At 71.5% G+C, this 14,337-nt stretch carries 14 protein-coding genes and 1 tRNA gene; 3 read left to right on the forward strand and 12 right to left on the reverse strand.

Translation table 11 applies throughout. From position 1 onward, the window contains the following. Positions 1-174 precede the first annotated feature (174 nt). Positions 175-1,431, forward strand: coding sequence for an amidohydrolase (locus tag ACYQ8Q_RS38455; RefSeq protein ID WP_460071311.1), 1,257 nt, complete (start codon positions 175-177; stop codon positions 1,429-1,431). Here ACYQ8Q_RS38455 and ACYQ8Q_RS38460 read toward each other — a convergent pair. Further along, positions 1,425-2,249 (reverse strand): alpha/beta hydrolase, encoded by an 825-nt coding sequence (locus ACYQ8Q_RS38460; protein ID WP_460071312.1) that lies wholly within the window; start codon positions 2,247-2,249, stop codon positions 1,425-1,427. The genes ACYQ8Q_RS38455 and ACYQ8Q_RS38460 overlap by 7 nt on opposite strands. 125 nt (positions 2,250-2,374) lie before the next feature. Between ACYQ8Q_RS38460 and ACYQ8Q_RS38465 the strand changes: the two genes are divergently transcribed. After that, a complete protein-coding gene (locus ACYQ8Q_RS38465) occupies positions 2,375-3,148 on the forward strand; it encodes a sulfite exporter TauE/SafE family protein (RefSeq protein WP_460071313.1) in 774 nt (257 codons plus the stop codon). Here the strand turns inward: ACYQ8Q_RS38465 and ACYQ8Q_RS38470 are convergent. The 7 genes from ACYQ8Q_RS38470 to ACYQ8Q_RS38500 form a co-directional block, all read right to left on the reverse strand. Then, a complete protein-coding gene (locus ACYQ8Q_RS38470) occupies positions 3,137-3,916 on the reverse strand; it encodes an HAD-IIA family hydrolase (RefSeq protein WP_460071314.1) in 780 nt (259 codons plus the stop codon). The genes ACYQ8Q_RS38465 and ACYQ8Q_RS38470 overlap by 12 nt on opposite strands. A gap of 21 nt (positions 3,917-3,937) precedes the next feature. Further along, on the reverse strand, positions 3,938-4,393 hold the full coding sequence (locus tag ACYQ8Q_RS38475; RefSeq protein WP_460071315.1) for a PaaI family thioesterase: 456 nt from the start codon (positions 4,391-4,393) through the stop codon (positions 3,938-3,940). A 51-nt stretch (positions 4,394-4,444) separates the two neighbouring features. Then, positions 4,445-5,119, reverse strand: coding sequence for an enoyl-CoA hydratase-related protein (locus tag ACYQ8Q_RS38480; protein ID WP_460071316.1), 675 nt, complete (start codon positions 5,117-5,119; stop codon positions 4,445-4,447). Between the two features lie 47 nt (positions 5,120-5,166). After that, positions 5,167-5,763: a TetR/AcrR family transcriptional regulator gene (locus ACYQ8Q_RS38485; protein ID WP_460071317.1), complete on the reverse strand. Its 597-nt coding sequence runs from the start codon at positions 5,761-5,763 to the stop codon at positions 5,167-5,169. Positions 5,764-5,868: 105 nt separating this feature from the next. Next, on the reverse strand, positions 5,869-7,968 hold the full coding sequence (locus ACYQ8Q_RS38490) for an MDR family MFS transporter (protein ID WP_460071318.1): 2,100 nt from the start codon (positions 7,966-7,968) through the stop codon (positions 5,869-5,871). A 67-nt stretch (positions 7,969-8,035) separates the two neighbouring features. After that, positions 8,036-8,809 carry a precorrin-6A synthase (deacetylating) gene (gene cobF / locus ACYQ8Q_RS38495; protein WP_460071319.1) on the reverse strand — a complete coding sequence of 258 codons (774 nt, stop codon included), beginning with the start codon at positions 8,807-8,809 and terminating at the stop codon, positions 8,036-8,038. Positions 8,810-8,854: 45 nt separating this feature from the next. After that, positions 8,855-9,340 carry a DUF309 domain-containing protein gene (locus ACYQ8Q_RS38500; RefSeq protein ID WP_460071320.1) on the reverse strand — a complete coding sequence of 162 codons (486 nt, stop codon included), beginning with the start codon at positions 9,338-9,340 and terminating at the stop codon, positions 8,855-8,857. A 101-nt stretch (positions 9,341-9,441) separates the two neighbouring features. On the opposite strand from ACYQ8Q_RS38500, the gene ACYQ8Q_RS38505 reads away from it, so the two are divergent. Then, positions 9,442-9,515, forward strand: a tRNA-Pro gene (locus ACYQ8Q_RS38505). A 99-nt stretch (positions 9,516-9,614) separates the two neighbouring features. On the opposite strand, the gene ACYQ8Q_RS38510 is transcribed toward ACYQ8Q_RS38505, so the two are convergent. The 4 genes from ACYQ8Q_RS38510 to ACYQ8Q_RS38525 form a co-directional block, all read right to left on the reverse strand. Then, complete coding sequence (locus ACYQ8Q_RS38510; protein ID WP_460071321.1) at positions 9,615-10,217, reverse strand: tyrosine-type recombinase/integrase; 603 nt, start codon at positions 10,215-10,217, stop codon at positions 9,615-9,617. After that, positions 10,138-10,827 carry a hypothetical protein gene (locus ACYQ8Q_RS38515; RefSeq protein WP_460071322.1) on the reverse strand — a complete coding sequence of 230 codons (690 nt, stop codon included), beginning with the start codon at positions 10,825-10,827 and terminating at the stop codon, positions 10,138-10,140. The genes ACYQ8Q_RS38510 and ACYQ8Q_RS38515 overlap by 80 nt, the downstream gene beginning before the upstream one ends. A 555-nt stretch (positions 10,828-11,382) precedes the next feature. Next, positions 11,383-12,792, reverse strand: a complete 1,410-nt coding sequence (locus ACYQ8Q_RS38520; protein WP_460071323.1) for an IS701 family transposase — start codon at positions 12,790-12,792, stop codon at positions 11,383-11,385. Positions 12,793-13,429: 637 nt separating this feature from the next. Continuing rightward, positions 13,430-14,023, reverse strand: a complete 594-nt coding sequence (locus ACYQ8Q_RS38525) for an ISAs1 family transposase (RefSeq protein WP_460071324.1) — start codon at positions 14,021-14,023, stop codon at positions 13,430-13,432. Between the last annotated feature and the right edge of the window lie 314 nt (positions 14,024-14,337).

Raw genomic sequence — 14,337 nt, forward strand, 5'->3', positions numbered from 1 at the left:
TCCGGTGGTCGACTCGGTGCCGGAGAGCAGAGGGGTGCCGAGAGCGTCTACGGCCACCACGGAGGAAGCGGCTCCGGCCTCGCCGTCCGGGGCCGCCCCGCGCCTCCGCCGAACGGCCGTAATCCCAGGGCCGGTTCCTCGACCGTTCGGCCGACCACCCCGTACCCTCCGGCTATGACCGAACCGGCCGTCGTCGCCCGTCTCACCCTGGACATCACCTCGGGTCTGAAGCAGGGGGACCTGGAGGACTTCTACCGGGACCTGCACCGGCACCCCGAACTCGCCTTCGCGGAGCACCGCACCGCGGCGCGGCTCGCCGGCCGGCTGCGGGCCGCCGGGTACGAGGTGACCGAGGGCGTCGCCCGCACCGGGGTGGTCGGGGTGCTCGCCAACGGCGAGGGGCCGGTGGTGTGGCTGCGCGGCGACATGGACGCGCTGCCGGTGCGGGAGGCGACCGGGCTGCCGTACGCCTCGACCGTCGACGGGGTGATGCACGCCTGCGGCCACGACCTCCACATCACCTGGCTGGCCGCCGCGGCCGAGGCCCTCGCCGCCGCCCGGGACCTCTGGTCCGGCACGCTCGTCGTGGTCGGGCAGCCCGCCGAGGAGGCGGAGGGCGGGGCGGCCGCGATGGTCGCCGACGGCGTCCACGAGCGGTTCCCGCGCCCCGACGTGCTGTTCGGGCAGCACGCGGCGCCCGGGCTCGCCGGCTTCTACCCGCACACCCCCGGACCGACCCTGGCGGCCTCCGACGACCTCGACGTCGTCGTGCACGGGGTGGGCGGGCACGGCTCACGGCCCGAGTCGACCGTCGACCCGGTGGTCACGGCGGCGTACGTCGTCACCCGGCTGCAGACGGTCGTCTCCCGGGAGGTCGCGGCGGGCGAGTCGGCGGTGCTGACGGTGGGGTCCTTCCACGCCGGGACGAAACCCAACATCATCCCGGCCGAGGCACGGCTCTCGCTGAACGTACGGACCCGCGACGACCGGGTGCGCGAGCGCGTCCTCACCGCGATCCGCCGGATCGTCGAGGGGGAGTGTGCCGCCGCGGGCTGCCCGGCGCCGCCCGAGGTCACGCTGCTGCCCGGCTATCCGAACACCGTCAACGACCCCGCCCTGGACGGCGAGATAGCCGCCGTCCACCGGCAACTCTTCGGCGAGCACACGGTGTTCGACTTCGGCGGCACGATGGGCAGCGAGGACTTCTCGCTCCTCGCGCCGCAGGGCGTGCCGTACGACTACTGGTACGTCACCTCGACCCCGGCCGCCGTCTGGGAGGCCGCGCCCGGGGAGGAGTTGAGGGAGAAGTTCGCCAACGTGCCCGGAAACCACAGCCCGTTGTTCGCGCCCGATCCCGCGGTGCTGGTGCCGGGCGTGCGGACGCTGGTGTCGGCGGCGCTGTCCCGGCTGGCCGTGAGCCCGCCTCAGTAGGCGGGCGGAGGCGCCCCTCCGTGGTCGAGGACCCCGTCCAGGAAGCCGGTCAGGTCGGCGAAGACCTCCGTCCTGTTCGTCTCGTGGAACACCTCGTGCCGGGCCCCGGCATAGACCCGTTCGGTCAGGCCGCCCCCGTGCAGCCGCTCCACGCCGGTCCGGCTGCCGGGCAGCGGGACCAGCCGGTCGGCTTCGCCGTGCAGCCACAGCACCGGGAGCGCGCCGACGGGGCCCGCCTCGGCGACGGTCTGAAGGGTCCGTACGAAGGCCTCCAGCGTCGGCCGTTTCATCGGCCCGTGCCAGACCAGGGGATCCGCCGCGTACGCCGTCCCGACCGCCGGGTCGCGGGAGAGGGCGGCGGGGCTGACGGGCACGTCGGGGATCTCCGCGTGCGCCAGCAGCCGTCCGGGCAGCTCCCAGGCGCCGATGACCGGCCCGGACAGGACGAGCGCGGCGAGACCGGTGCCGTACCGCTGGGCGTAGCGGGCGGCGATCAGACCGCCCATGGAGTGCCCGATCACGACCAGCGGCAGGTCCGGGTGGGCGGCCCGGGCGAGCTCCACGACGGCCCGCGCATCGGTGACCACGTCCTCGAAGTCCTCGATCCGCACCCGTTCGCCGTCCGACCTGCCGTGCCCCATGTGGTCGGGCGCGAACACGGCGGCGCCGTGCGCGGTCAGGACGCCGGCGAGTCCGGCGTGGCGGCCGGCGTGCTCGCCGTAGCCGTGCACGACGAGGGCGAGATAGCGTGCCGCCGGATTCGGCCACTCGTGCGCCGTGACGGCGCCCCGGGTGCCGGCCAGGACGTGCTCGGCCATGACTCCTCCAGCTGGGTCGGGTGAGGGTCTCCGGAGGATCCTCCCAGGGCCCCGCCCGGCGCCCCGGCCATCTGGCGAGACGGTTCTTACGCCGTCGTATACGTGCGCATAGCATCGGTCCCCGCATGAACACGATGAATCTGTGGCACATCACCGGCTGGGAGTTCGCCGCCCTCGCCCTCGCGGCGCTGCTGGTCGGCTTCTCCAAGACGGCGGTCAGCGGCGCCAACACGGTCAGCCTGGCGATCTTCGCGGCGGTCCTGCCGGCCCGCGCGTCGACCGGTGTCCTGCTGCCGTTGCTGATCGCGGGGGACGTCCTGGCCGTCCTCACCTACCGGCGGCACGCCCACTGGCCCACCCTGGGGCGGCTGTTCCCGGCGGTCGCGGCCGGGGTGGTCCTCGGCACCCTCTTCCTGATGTGGGCCGACGACTCGGCGGTGCGCACCTCGATCGGCGCGATCCTGCTGCTGATGGCGGCCGTCACCGTGTGGCGCCGCCGCACGGCCGAGGCGCCCGTCGACCCCGACGCGGTGGTCACCCGCGCGGGCCGCCTCAAGGCCCGCTCCTACGGCGTCCTCGGCGGCTTCACCACGATGGTCGCCAACGCGGGCGGCCCCGTGATGTCGATGTACCTGCTCTCGGCGGGCTTCCGCAAACTCGGCTTCCTCGGCACCTCCGCCTTCTTCTTCCTCATCGTCAACCTCTCGAAGGTGCCCTTCAGCGCCGGCCTCGGCCTGATCGACGGACCCTCGCTGCTCCTGGACGCCGCGCTCGCCGTGTTCGTCGTCCCCGGCGCCCTGCTCGGCAAGTGGGCCGTCCACCGCATCAACCAGCGGCTCTTCGAACAGCTCGTCATCGCGGCGACCGTCGTGGGCGGTCTGCAGCTGCTACTGCGCTAGCCCGAGCAGCCGCGGCAGGTCCGCGAAGGAGTCCACGACGTGGTCGGGGGCGCCGCTCGCCGCGCGGTGGGTCTGCGGGAGGTACTTGCCCGTCCGCACCAGCACTCCGGTGATGCCGGCGCGCTGGGCCGCGAGGACGTCCGACTCGATGTCGTCGCCCACCATCAGCGCCGTGCCGGCGTCGGCGCCCAGCCGGCGCAGTGCCGCCGCGAAGAACGCCGGCGACGGCTTCCCGGTGACCTCGGCCTCGACCCGCGCGGCCGCCTCCAGGCCGGTCACGAACGCGCCCGAGTCCAGCCGCAGCCCGGCGTCGGTACGCCAGTACAGGTTGCGGTGCATGGCCACCAGCCGCGCGCCCCGCTGGAGGTGCCCGAAGGCCCGGTCCAGCGCCGCGTACCCGAACTCGGGGCCCGCGCCGCCGACCACCACCACCTCCACGTCCTGGTCGACGAGCATGACCCCTTCCAGGTCCTCCTCGATGTCCCCGCTGTTCAGCAGCGCGCACCGGGCTCCCGGGTGGTGCTCGGCGAGGTACGAGGCGGTGACCGCCGGGGCGGTGAGGATGTCGTCGGCGGTCACCGGGAATCCGGCGTCCGCGAGCGTCCGGGCGATCGAGGCGCGGGTCCGGGAGGTGGTGTTCGTGACCAGGGCGACGCCCAGCCCCGCCTCCCGGAGCGTTCGCAGCGCCTCCACCGTGCCCGGGAGCGGCTTCCAGGAGACGGTGAGGACCCCGTCGATGTCGATCAGCACGGCGCGCACTGCATCCATACGGGGACGATAGCGCCGGGGTCAGTCACCCGGCCCGAGGATCATGCACGTGGTCGTCGCGTGGGCGATCAGCCGCCCCTGTTCGTCGACGACCCTGCCCTCGGCGGTGGCGGTGCGACGGCCCGTGTGGACGACGGTGCCCTCGGCGGTCAGGGTCTGGCCGTCCGTGCGGGCGGGCCGTATGTAGTTCACCTTGAGCTCCAGCGTGGTGTAGCCGGTGCCGGCGGGCAGGGTGGAGTGGACCGCGCAGGCCAGGGCCGAGTCCAGCATGGTCGCGGCGATGCCGCCGTGCACGGTGCCGAGCGGGTTGGCGAAGTCCGGGCGGGTGTCGAGCGAGAGCACGGCCCGCCCGTGCTCCACCTCGTCGAAGCGCATCCCGAGCAGCCGCCCGATGGACGGCCGGTCGCCGAGCTCTCCGTCCCGTACGAGACGCAGGAGTTCGAGGCCGGACAGTGCGGAGGGATCGGTGGTGGTCACGCGGGGTTGTCCTTTCGAGGGGGCTTGCTGGTGTCGCCGTACGGGAGGTGTTCAGTCGCCGAGCGGGTTCTCCCGCTCGCGCAGGGGCGTCAGCACGTGTGCGTACATGCGGGACCTGATGGTGCGCAGGGTGTCGCCCGCCTTCCGGGCCTGGGCCGCGGCGAGCCCGACGGCCGTGGTCCGTACGGCGTCCTCGTCGACCGCGTGGTCCACGATATCGGCGGCCAGCGCCTCCTGGCCGCCGTAGCGGCGGGCGGTGACCATCGCCTCGTGCGCGGCCCGCGGGGTGAGCCGGGCCTGGACGAGCGCGGACATGCCCGGCGAGAACGGGATGCCGATGTCGGCCTCGGGCAGACACCAGAAGCCGCGGTCGGCGCGCATCACCCGCAGATCGTGGGCCAGCGAGAACATCGCGCCCGCGGCGAAGGTGTGCCCCTGGAGCGCGGCCACCGTCACGACCGGCAGGGTCAGCATCCGGGCGTACAGCGCGTGCACCGCGACCACGTACTCCCGCTGCCGGTCGGCGTGGGCGAACAGCCAGTCCAGGTCGAGGCCGTTGGACCAGAACCGGCCCGTCGCGGCGGTCACCAGGGCGCGCGGGCCGTCCGCCTTCTCCACCTCGTCCAGGGCGGCGTCCACGGCGGCGAGCCAGTCGGGGTGGAAGCGGTTCTCCCCGTCCCCGAGGTCGAGGACGAAGACGTTCTCCTGCCGGTCGAGCGTGGGCATGGCGACTCCTTCGGGATGCAGGTCGGGGGCGTACCGGCAGATCCGTCTCAGGACTGCGGGCGCGCGGTCCGCAGGGCGTGGTCCAGGAGGTCGTGGATCTCGGCGGCGACCGCGTCGAGGGGTGCGGTGGTCCGCTCGGCCCGGCACATCACCACCGCCCCCTCCACGGCCGCGACGACGAACGCGGCCAGCCGTCCGCCGCGTTCCCCGGGCAGCCCGTGCCGCACCAGCAGCGCGGTCAGCGCCCGCTGCCAGCGGGCGAAGGCCGCCGCCGCGGAACGGGCCGGCTCGGGGGCGCTGTCGTCGTTCTCCACGGCCACCGCCACGACGGGACAGCCGACCCGGAAGTCACTGCGCACCAGCCGCTCCCGCCACAGCGCGAAGAACGCGTCCACGGCCCGCAGCGGATCGGGGTCGTCCACGGCGCTCTCGATCAGCCCGGCGATGAAGTCCCCGGCGAACACCACGGCCTCGTCGATCAGTTGGGCCCGACCGCCCGGAAAGTGGTGGTACACCGAGCCGCGCGGCGCCCCGCTGTGCGCGAGCACCCGGTCGATGCTCACCCCGGCGGCCCCGTGCTCGCCGAGCAGGTCGGCGGCGCCGGCGATCATCCGGCGGCGGCTGTCGGTCCTGCGCGGGCTCATGGGCGCACCTCTCCGCAGGCGCGCTGGGTACGGCCTCCTGCTACCGGTCGGTAATTATGCTCTATGGCATAGAACATGCAAGAGGCGCCGGCCGCCGATCTCCGGTCAGGGCGCGACGACGGCCGGTCGGGGCTCCGTACGGCCCCGGGGCGCCTCGTCGCCGAGGTCCTCGGCCAGCAGCCGCTTGGAGATGGTGTCCACGGCGGCGCGCAGATCGCTCGGCGCGGGGTGGCCGATGTCCCGGGCCACCCGTTCCTCCAGCCACCGGGCCCACGCCTCGGTGATCACCCCGGCCTCGCGCACCCCCGCCTCGGTCAGCGAGAGCAGCGAGCCGTCCCGGGTCACGTACCCCTCGTCGACCATGCGGTCGAACACCGGCAGCAGCACCTCCGGCGGCAGCCGGCGGCGGGCGGCGACCAGCCCCAGGCTGGTGTGGCCCACCATCCGGTTGTGCAGTTCCACCTGCATCACCGCCCAGGCGCCCGCCACGTCCAGCCGGGTGTCGGAGTCCTCGAAGATCCGGCGCGCGGTGTCCAGGCCCGCCCCTCCGATGATCTTCGCGACGGAGGCCTCCAGCACCCGCTGCGCGTTCGCGTCGTGCGGGGAGCCGAACCCCTCGCCCAGGTCGGTGGAGCCCATCCGCGCGCTGTCCCGCAGCGGGACCTGCTTGAGGAACAGGGCGACGACGAAGCCGACCGCCGCGACCGGCACCGTCCACAGGAACACCGTCCGCAGGGTGTCGGCGTACGCCTCGATGACCGGCGCGGCGACCTCGGAGGGCAGCGCGTGCACGCCCTCCGGGCTGGTCGCGGCCCGGGCGACGGTCGCCGGGTCCGGGGTGCCGCCCGCGACGGCCGCGGCGGAGGCGACGCCCTCGCGCAGGTTGGGCGTGAGGGCGTTGGTGTAGATCGTGCCGAACACGGCCGTGCCGAACGAACTGCCCAGGGTGCGGAAGAAGGTGACGCCGGAGGTGGCGGTGCCCAGGTCGGCGTAGGCCACGGTGTTCTGCACGGCGATCGTCAGCACCTGCATGGACAGGCCGATGCCGGTGCCGAGCACGCACATGGAGAGCGACTCCAGCCAGGCGCTCGTGTCCGGCCCCATCAGGGACATCAGATACAGGCCCAGGCCCATCACCAGCGAGCCGACGATCGGGAAGAGCCGGTAGCGGCCGGTCCTGCTGACCACGGTGCCGCTGAAGACCGACGCGATGAGCAGACCGCCCACCATGGGCAGCGTGCGCACCCCCGACACGGTCGCCGAGTCGCCGTCGACGTACTGGAGATAGGTCGGCAGATACGTCAGCGCGCCGAGCATCGCGAAACCCACGATGAAGCTGAGGACCGAGCAGACCGTGAAGACGGGGCTGCGGAACAGCCGCATCGGCAGCATGGGTTCCTTCGCCCGGGTCTCCACCAGGCAGAACAGGGCGAGGGCGACGGCTCCGCCCGCGAACAGGCCGATGACGACGCCCGAGTTCCAGGCGTACTCCGTGCCGCCCCAGCTGGTCGCCAGGATCAGGGCGCTCGCCCCGGCCGCGATCAGCGCGATGCCCAGGTAGTCGATCACGGGCCGGCCCGCCGAGCGCACCACGGGGATGGTGCGGGCGGCCGCGACGACGACGAGGACCGCGATCGGCACGTTGACGTAGAACGCCCAGCGCCAGGAGAGATGGTCCGTGAACAGCCCGCCCAGCAGCGGGCCGACGACGGTCGCCACCCCGAACACGGCGCCGATCGCGCCCTGGTACTTGCCGCGCTCGCGCAGCGGGATCACATCGGCGATCAGCGCCATCGCCGTCACCATCAGCCCGCCCGCGCCGACGCCCTGCACGGCCCGCCAGGCGATCAGCAGCGACATGTCGGTGGCCAGGCCGCACAGGAACGAGCCGGTGATGAAGACGATCGCCGAGACCTGGAAGACCACCTTGCGGCCGAACAGGTCGCCGAACTTGCCGACGAGGACGGTCGCCACGGTCTCGGCCAGCAGATACGCCGTGACCACCCAGGACATGTGGGTGGCCCCGCCGAGGTCCGACACGATCGTCGGCAGCGCGGTGCCCACGATCGTCTGGTCCAGCGCCGCGAGCAGCATGCCCAGCACGATCGTCACGAACACGATGTTCCGGCGGCCCGCGTCCAGCACGGGCGGCTGTGGGGCGGAGGAGGGGGCTCTGTCAGGGGCTCTGTCCTCGGCGACGGTCACGAGGTCACGATCACACCGGCGGGCCGCCCCCGCATGCCGGACGGGCCGCCCGGGCCATCGCGCCGGGCTACCGCTCGCCCGGGTTGCGGCGCAGCAGATAGGTGTCCATGATCCAGCCCTTGCGCTCGCGCGCCTCGGCCCGCACCCGCTCGATCCGGGGGCCCGCCTCGGCGAGGGGGCCGGAGACCAGGATCTCGTCCGGGGTGCCGATGTAGGCGCCCCAGTAGATGTCGATGTCCTCCCCCGCGTACCGCCGGAAGGTCTGGTGGGCGTCCAGCATCACCACCACGTCGTCCACCCCCTCCGGGAACCCCTCGGCGAGCCGCCGCCCGGTGGTGATCTGCACCGGGCGCGCCACCCGGTTCAGACCGGTGCGGTGCCGGGCGACCAGCGCCGAGACACTGCTGATGCCGGGTACGACGTCGTGCTCGAAGGCCACCGCGCCCCGCGCCAGCACCTCCTCCAGGACGCCCAGGGTGCTGTCGTAGAGCGCGGGATCGCCCCACACCAGGAACGCGCCGCTCTGGTCCTCGCCGAGCTCCCGCGCGATCAGCCGCTCGTAGATGTCCGCGCGGGCGCTGCGCCAGTCGCCGACCGCGGGGGAGTAGGCGGCCCCGCCGGCCCCGCGGTCCCGCTCCGGGTCCCGTGCCTCGACCACCCGGTACCCGCCCTCGGGCAGATGGGTCTCGAGGATGTCCCGGCGCAGCCCCGTCAGGTCGCTCTTCGCCTCGCCCTTGTCCAGGACGAAGAACACGTCCGTGGCCCGCAGGGCCCGTACGGCCTGCAGGGTGAGCTGGTCGGGGTCGCCCGCGCCGATACCGATGACATGAATCCTTCGCACGCCACCGAGTCTGCCGTACGCCACGGACGGTGACCGGACCGGGAGTCACCGCAACCGCGGCGCACACCGCCCCGCGTCCACCGACGCCTTCGTCCGCTCCACCTCGTCCGCCAGCGCACGCCCCCACCGGACGACCCCCGGGAGGTCCATCCCGTGCGTCCGCGCCGCCCCCGCGCCCGCCGCCCACTCCTCCACGGCCCCGGCGCCACGCCGCAGCAGCCGGGGACCGCCGGTGAGGTTGCCCCGGGCCGCGTGGGTCAGCCCGACCGCGAGCTGGGCGAGCCCGCGCCACAGCCCGCGTTCCGCCTCGGGGCCGGTCTTCCAGGCGTCCTCGAAGACCTCGTGCGCGTGGAACGGCTTCCCCGCGTCCAGCAGCGCCTGCGCCTCGGCGACGGTCTCCTCCGGGCCGCGCACGACCCCCTCGGGCTGCCGCGCCACCCCTTGCGCCCCGTACGGCAACGGCCGCCCCAATCCGTCCCGGGGCCGCGCGCTGCGCGCCCGCCCCTCGCCGTCCCGGTCCCTTCGGTCCATACGCCCGATTGTCGCGCGCCCGGCTCCCTTTCGGTGCGGCGCCCGTCGTGGGGTAAAGTGCTGTTCGCGCGATCACGCGGAACTCCGCGACGATGGCGCACCGGGACGTGGCGCAGCTTGGTAGCGCACTTGACTGGGGGTCAAGGGGTCGCAGGTTCAAATCCTGTCGTCCCGACTGGAGACAGTCGCAGGTCAGGGCCGGTTTCGGAGGCATCCGAAACCGGCCCTTGATTATTCTTGGGGACCAGATGGGGACCGGCGCCCTTGACCGAGGTCAGCGGGTCACGACAATCGGGCTCGGCAGCGAGCGCGGCGCGCGCAGCACGCTGAGGTGGGCGGAGAGCGCCGCCCCGGCGGCCGTGATCTTGTGTACGTCGGGGTGCAGGTAGCGCTGGGTGGTGGTCAGGGAGCCGTGGCCTGCGATGCGTCGCAGGACGTGGACCTGCACGCCTGCGTCGGCGAACCAGGTCAGTCCGGTGTGCCGGAGGTCGTGGCGGCGCAGGTGCTCGTAGCCGAGCTTGGTGACCACGTCGTCCCAGTGCGTGGCGTCGCGGAGGACGGCGGTGGAGATGCGTCCGCCGCGCGGGCCGGTGAACAGGCGGGCATCGGGATTCGAGCCGGCGGACAGGACGCGCTGGGCGACGAGGGGGCGGATCTCCTGGACGATGGGAACCTTGCGGGCCCGCTTGCCCTTGGTGCCCTTGTCGGTCAGCCCGCCGGGCGCGGGGGTGGTCTGGCGCCGCACGGTCCGGATCCACTGGCTGGTGTCGATGTCCCCGACGCGGCAGCCTGAGACCTCACCGATCCGTGCGGCTGTGCACGCGGCGACGACGACGACGTCTGCCCAGCCGCGGTACTGGTCGTGGGAGGCGGCCACGAGCGCGTCGGCCAGCGCGATGAGGGTCTCCCAGTCGGGCCGGCGCGCGTGGGTCGAGGAGTTCGTCCTCGGCCTGCTTGTAGAGCTTCTGCCAGCCGGTCACCCGGGCGGGGTTGACCTTGATGATGCCGTCGCGGACTGCCTGTTCCATGACGCGGACCAGGACGGCGATGGTGTTCTTGACCGTGGAGCGGCTGTGCTCGTCGGCGATCCAGTTCTGCACGGTGCGGTCGACGACACCATTGGTGATCATCCGTACCGCTAGGTGGCCCAGGGCGGGGACCACACGCATCCGCCACCCTGACAGGTAGGGGTCCAGCGTTTTCAACTCCAGGCCGCGCAGGGCGAGGTCCATGTTCGCTTCGCCGTATTCGGCGAGCTTCATGGTGGCCTGAGAGGGGTTCAGGCCGGCTTCTGCGGCCTCGATGATGGACTGGAGCCATTCCTGAGCGTCTTCTTCGCTGTCCTTTCCCTCGGACAGTGACTGGCGGCGTTTGCTGGTCGGATCGGTCCATCGGACGCGTGCCCGATACGGCGTGGGGCGATCGGGACGGTATTCGATGTCGGTGGAGAGCCGGACACCGACGGGAACGGTGGCCTTATCTGCCATTGCACTCCTTGGCCGGGACGGTACGTCGGTGGCACAGCCATTCCTCGACGTCGAGGGCGCTGTACATGACGACGCGTTCCGAGACCGTGACGAATGGCGGCCCCTGGGGTGGCTGGGCGGTGCGCCAGCGGCGCAGGGTTGAGGCGTCCACTCGCAGGCAGGCGGCGAGGTCGCTGGTTGAATACCAGGCGCTGGTGAGGAGTAGCGCTTGGCTATCAGGCGAGACGGCATGATGGTGAGGAGTTGCAGGGTTCGCTGTGGTCTCCTTATCGCGATGCGGTTCGCTGTTGGCAATGGTTGCTATTGGTTCATTGGGCAAGTGCGGCTATTCCCGGGGGAGTACGGAACACTAGACGGATCTACGGAAGAGTCCAGAGACGGACAGCACAGTTCGCGAACGGAGAACGCGCGGCGGATTTCCGGCAGGCGGCGGCAACATGCCTTCGGCAGTGCTTAGATCTGTGGGGTTGTGCTCGGGCGCGGACGTTGGTGTATTAATCGTCTCCGGAAACGCCGGTTTGGCTACCGGTAGTTCGTTAAATTCGGCGGTAGAGGTCAATGCCGTGTCCGGTGGTGACCGCGTCGATCAGGGCCTGGAGGTCGGGGGGCGGGTCCTTGTCCGTCCAGGCTTGCCACCACCGGTTGAGGGTGATGGCGGGGGTGAGCCAGGACCGGATGGCCCGTAAGGCCCTGGGCCAGCAGGGCTGTTGGGGCTGGTGGTGTCCGGTTGGTCCCCCTCTCTGGTCCCTCGTCGGGGCACGGGTCCGGCGCGCTGGCGTCCAGGGGCCCGGGTGGGGTGAACCACTGATCCCAGCAGAAGGAGAAGGCGCAGTTGACCAGGGTCTGGTGGCGGCGGATGGCGCGGTCGGAGCGGACTTGGAAGTCGGCCCAGCCGAGTTCGTCCTTGATCTGCTTGTAGCTCTGTTCGATCCACGGCCTCAGTCCGTAGAGGCGGACGATCTCGGTCAGGTCGGCGGGCGGGTGCGGGCTGGTGGCGTGGTGGGGTGCGTCGGGGTGGGGCAGGTTGGTGGCCAGATACCAGGTGGCCTTGTCCGGCAGGGCGGCTGGGTCGGTGGTGGCCACGACCAGGCGGCAGGGTGAGTCGGGGCCGTAGCCGCCCAGGCGGGCATCGGCTGCCCACCAGGTCTCACTGTGCCCGTCGCGGAAGTGCCGCTCCACGGGTGTCCAGTCGCCGGGACGTTTGGCATCACGCCAGGTCAGGGCATGTGCGGCCTCGATGGGAGTGTGCGGCTGGTCGGCCCGGGCCCAGGTACCGCGGTGCGGCTTGAGCGCGACCACGTAAGCCAGGCCGGCCTCGCGCAGTGCGAGATACCAGTCGTCGCTGACGGAGTAGGCGCAGTCGGCGACCACCGCCCGGCAGGAAAAGCCGGCCGCCTTCCCCCGGGCCGCGAGGGCAGCGGCCAGCTGGGGTTTCGTACGGAAAGCCGGATCGGACCGGCCACGCGCGAAGTGGTGGGCGGGGGTGTAGGGAGTCGCGTGCAGCGGGTAGTACACACGGCCGTCGGTCCACACCGTGGTCACCGTGACGATGCCGTTGTCCGTCTTACCGTACCGGCCCAGCCACTGCCGCCCCACATTCGCGGTCGCCGTGCCGTCCTTGCGGTCCCCGGAATCGTCGATCACGATCACCCCGCCCTCGTGCGGAGCCGTCGCCGGCTCCTTGCGCAGCAGTTCAAGCCGCCGGTCGTTGACCTGCTCGGCCTCCCAGGGCGACTCGGACAGGAAGAACTGCAGCCGCTGCACCCCCGGCATCCCCGCACCCGCCACCGGCTCCGCCCCTGCCAGGCAGGTGATCGTCTTGTTCCGCTCTCGAGGCGCCAGCAGCCCGGTCAGATACTCACGAAATCCTCGCCGTTGGGCCAGGCTGAAGAAGAGGTCGTCGAACTGGGCCGCGTAGTCCTCCAGCGGCCCCGGCGCAGGCGGACACGGACGGCGAGCGGTCATCTTCAGCCCCCAGCAGTGCAGTTGGCCCCTATCACCGGCCTACGACCAACTCAACCCGTCGTCAACCCACACCACCGCCGGATTTAACGAACTACCGGTATCTCACCGCGGAGGAGTCGGCCGTCCTGCGATATGCGGCCCACTTGCCGGAACGAGCAGCAGCCCTTCAGCGGGGTGGCGAAGCCGAAGCTCCCACAGACGTTGATGCTGACGAATTCGGTACGGCGGCTGTCGTCGATGTACTTGCCGAACATGCGGAGGCATACCGAAACACCCTCACCAAACTCGTGGCGGCGGCTCTCGAAGCTGCTACCTCACCAGACGAAGACGCTGGTGACGATGAGGAAGAGACCGCTTCGCCGGGAGATGTGCCCGCGTAGGAGAGTCAGCCCTGGTCGTCGAGAGCGATCCGGCGGCGCAGATGCTGACAGTGCGTCCAGGGAATAGGGGATGAGGCGGGAGCCGGTACGCTCGGGCATACCCGTGAGGTTGGCGGTGCTGAGGAGGGTGAGGCCGTCGGAGGGTAGGGCCTCGATGATCCCACCTTTAGTTTCGACGACCTTGTTTCTGCTCGGCGAAATCGCCGATGTGGGCAGTGTCGAGCCAGGGGCTTTGCGTGAAGTGATCTTGTCCGGTTTCATCCGGTGAGGCCATTGACAGGCCAGTGGCCGACGGTAGTCGCGGGCCGTTTGTCGGAGGGCGGCGCGATGTTCTTCTGGCCGTCCTGCCGGTGAAGGCCGATGGCCAGGTTGCGGTGACTGGCCATCGTGCGGGGCGGTTGAGCGGTACGGATCTTGGAGTCGTCCTCGCGGAAGGTCCGGTCACGGACGTGGTGGAGGGGGTTCTCGATCCCCCAGTGGCCCCTGATCCAGGAAGCGAGCTGGGCGCTGGTGGCCGCGCCGGGCGGCAGGCTGGTGATCAGGTAGATGCGTTCGATGGTCAGCTTGCCCGAGCCTTGGTCTCGTCTCCGGCGCACGACGTGGAGGGCCTGGCGGACGTCGGGGTAGTCGAGGTGGGCGAACGCGGCGGTCTTCAGCCGTCGGCTCTGGTCGCGGTGGTGGGCCCGGGTGCGCTCGTAGTGGTCGAGTGTGATCTCGCGCCAGGGCAGGGTGCGGACGCGGTCGAACAGGCCGGGGTGGTTCTTCTTCACGACGACGATGTAGTGAGCTCCTTGTGAGCGCAGGTAGGTGCCGTGGCCGTGCTGGGTGTGCAGGGCGTCCGCTGTGATCACGGCATGGGTGAGGTCGGCGCTGTTCAGCAGCAGGGCGAAGGAGGGGAATTCGTGCCACGGAAGACGCCCACACGCTTGCGATGCACTCCTCCGTGGAAATCGTCGACGTAGAGGAGTTCCAGGAGATCAGGCGGAGAGCTGCTGTGACCGGGTACTGGCTTCGTGACGTGTAGGGGTACGACATCCCGGAACCACGCAAGCTATCCCGGCCTCTGAGGCAGCCAACCACCACAAAGATCAATCTTGCTACTGATCACCTCGCGGATATGCGGTCGACGAGGACACTGACGCCACAGGGGAGCTGCGGGCTGAGC

This window comes from Streptomyces sp. YKOK-I1 (genome assembly GCF_054660435.1).

Excerpts from the sequence above, each read along its gene's own strand:
- ACYQ8Q_RS38520 (WP_460071323.1), bottom strand. The coding sequence starts at position 12,792 with ATGACCGCTCGCCGTCCGTGTCCGCCTGCGCCGGGGCCGCTGGAGGAC.
- ACYQ8Q_RS38485 (WP_460071317.1), bottom strand. The coding sequence starts at position 5,763 with ATGAGCCCGCGCAGGACCGACAGCCGCCGCCGGATGATCGCCGGCGCC.
- ACYQ8Q_RS38465 (WP_460071313.1), top strand. The coding sequence starts at position 2,375 with ATGAACACGATGAATCTGTGGCACATCACCGGCTGGGAGTTCGCCGCC.
- ACYQ8Q_RS38455 (WP_460071311.1), top strand. The coding sequence starts at position 175 with ATGACCGAACCGGCCGTCGTCGCCCGTCTCACCCTGGACATCACCTCG.
- ACYQ8Q_RS38480 (WP_460071316.1), bottom strand. The coding sequence starts at position 5,119 with ATGCCCACGCTCGACCGGCAGGAGAACGTCTTCGTCCTCGACCTCGGG.
- ACYQ8Q_RS38470 (WP_460071314.1), bottom strand. The coding sequence starts at position 3,916 with ATGGATGCAGTGCGCGCCGTGCTGATCGACATCGACGGGGTCCTCACC.
- ACYQ8Q_RS38460 (WP_460071312.1), bottom strand. The coding sequence starts at position 2,249 with ATGGCCGAGCACGTCCTGGCCGGCACCCGGGGCGCCGTCACGGCGCAC.
- ACYQ8Q_RS38515 (WP_460071322.1), bottom strand. The coding sequence starts at position 10,827 with ATGGCAGATAAGGCCACCGTTCCCGTCGGTGTCCGGCTCTCCACCGAC.
- ACYQ8Q_RS38500 (WP_460071320.1), bottom strand. The coding sequence starts at position 9,340 with ATGGACCGAAGGGACCGGGACGGCGAGGGGCGGGCGCGCAGCGCGCGG.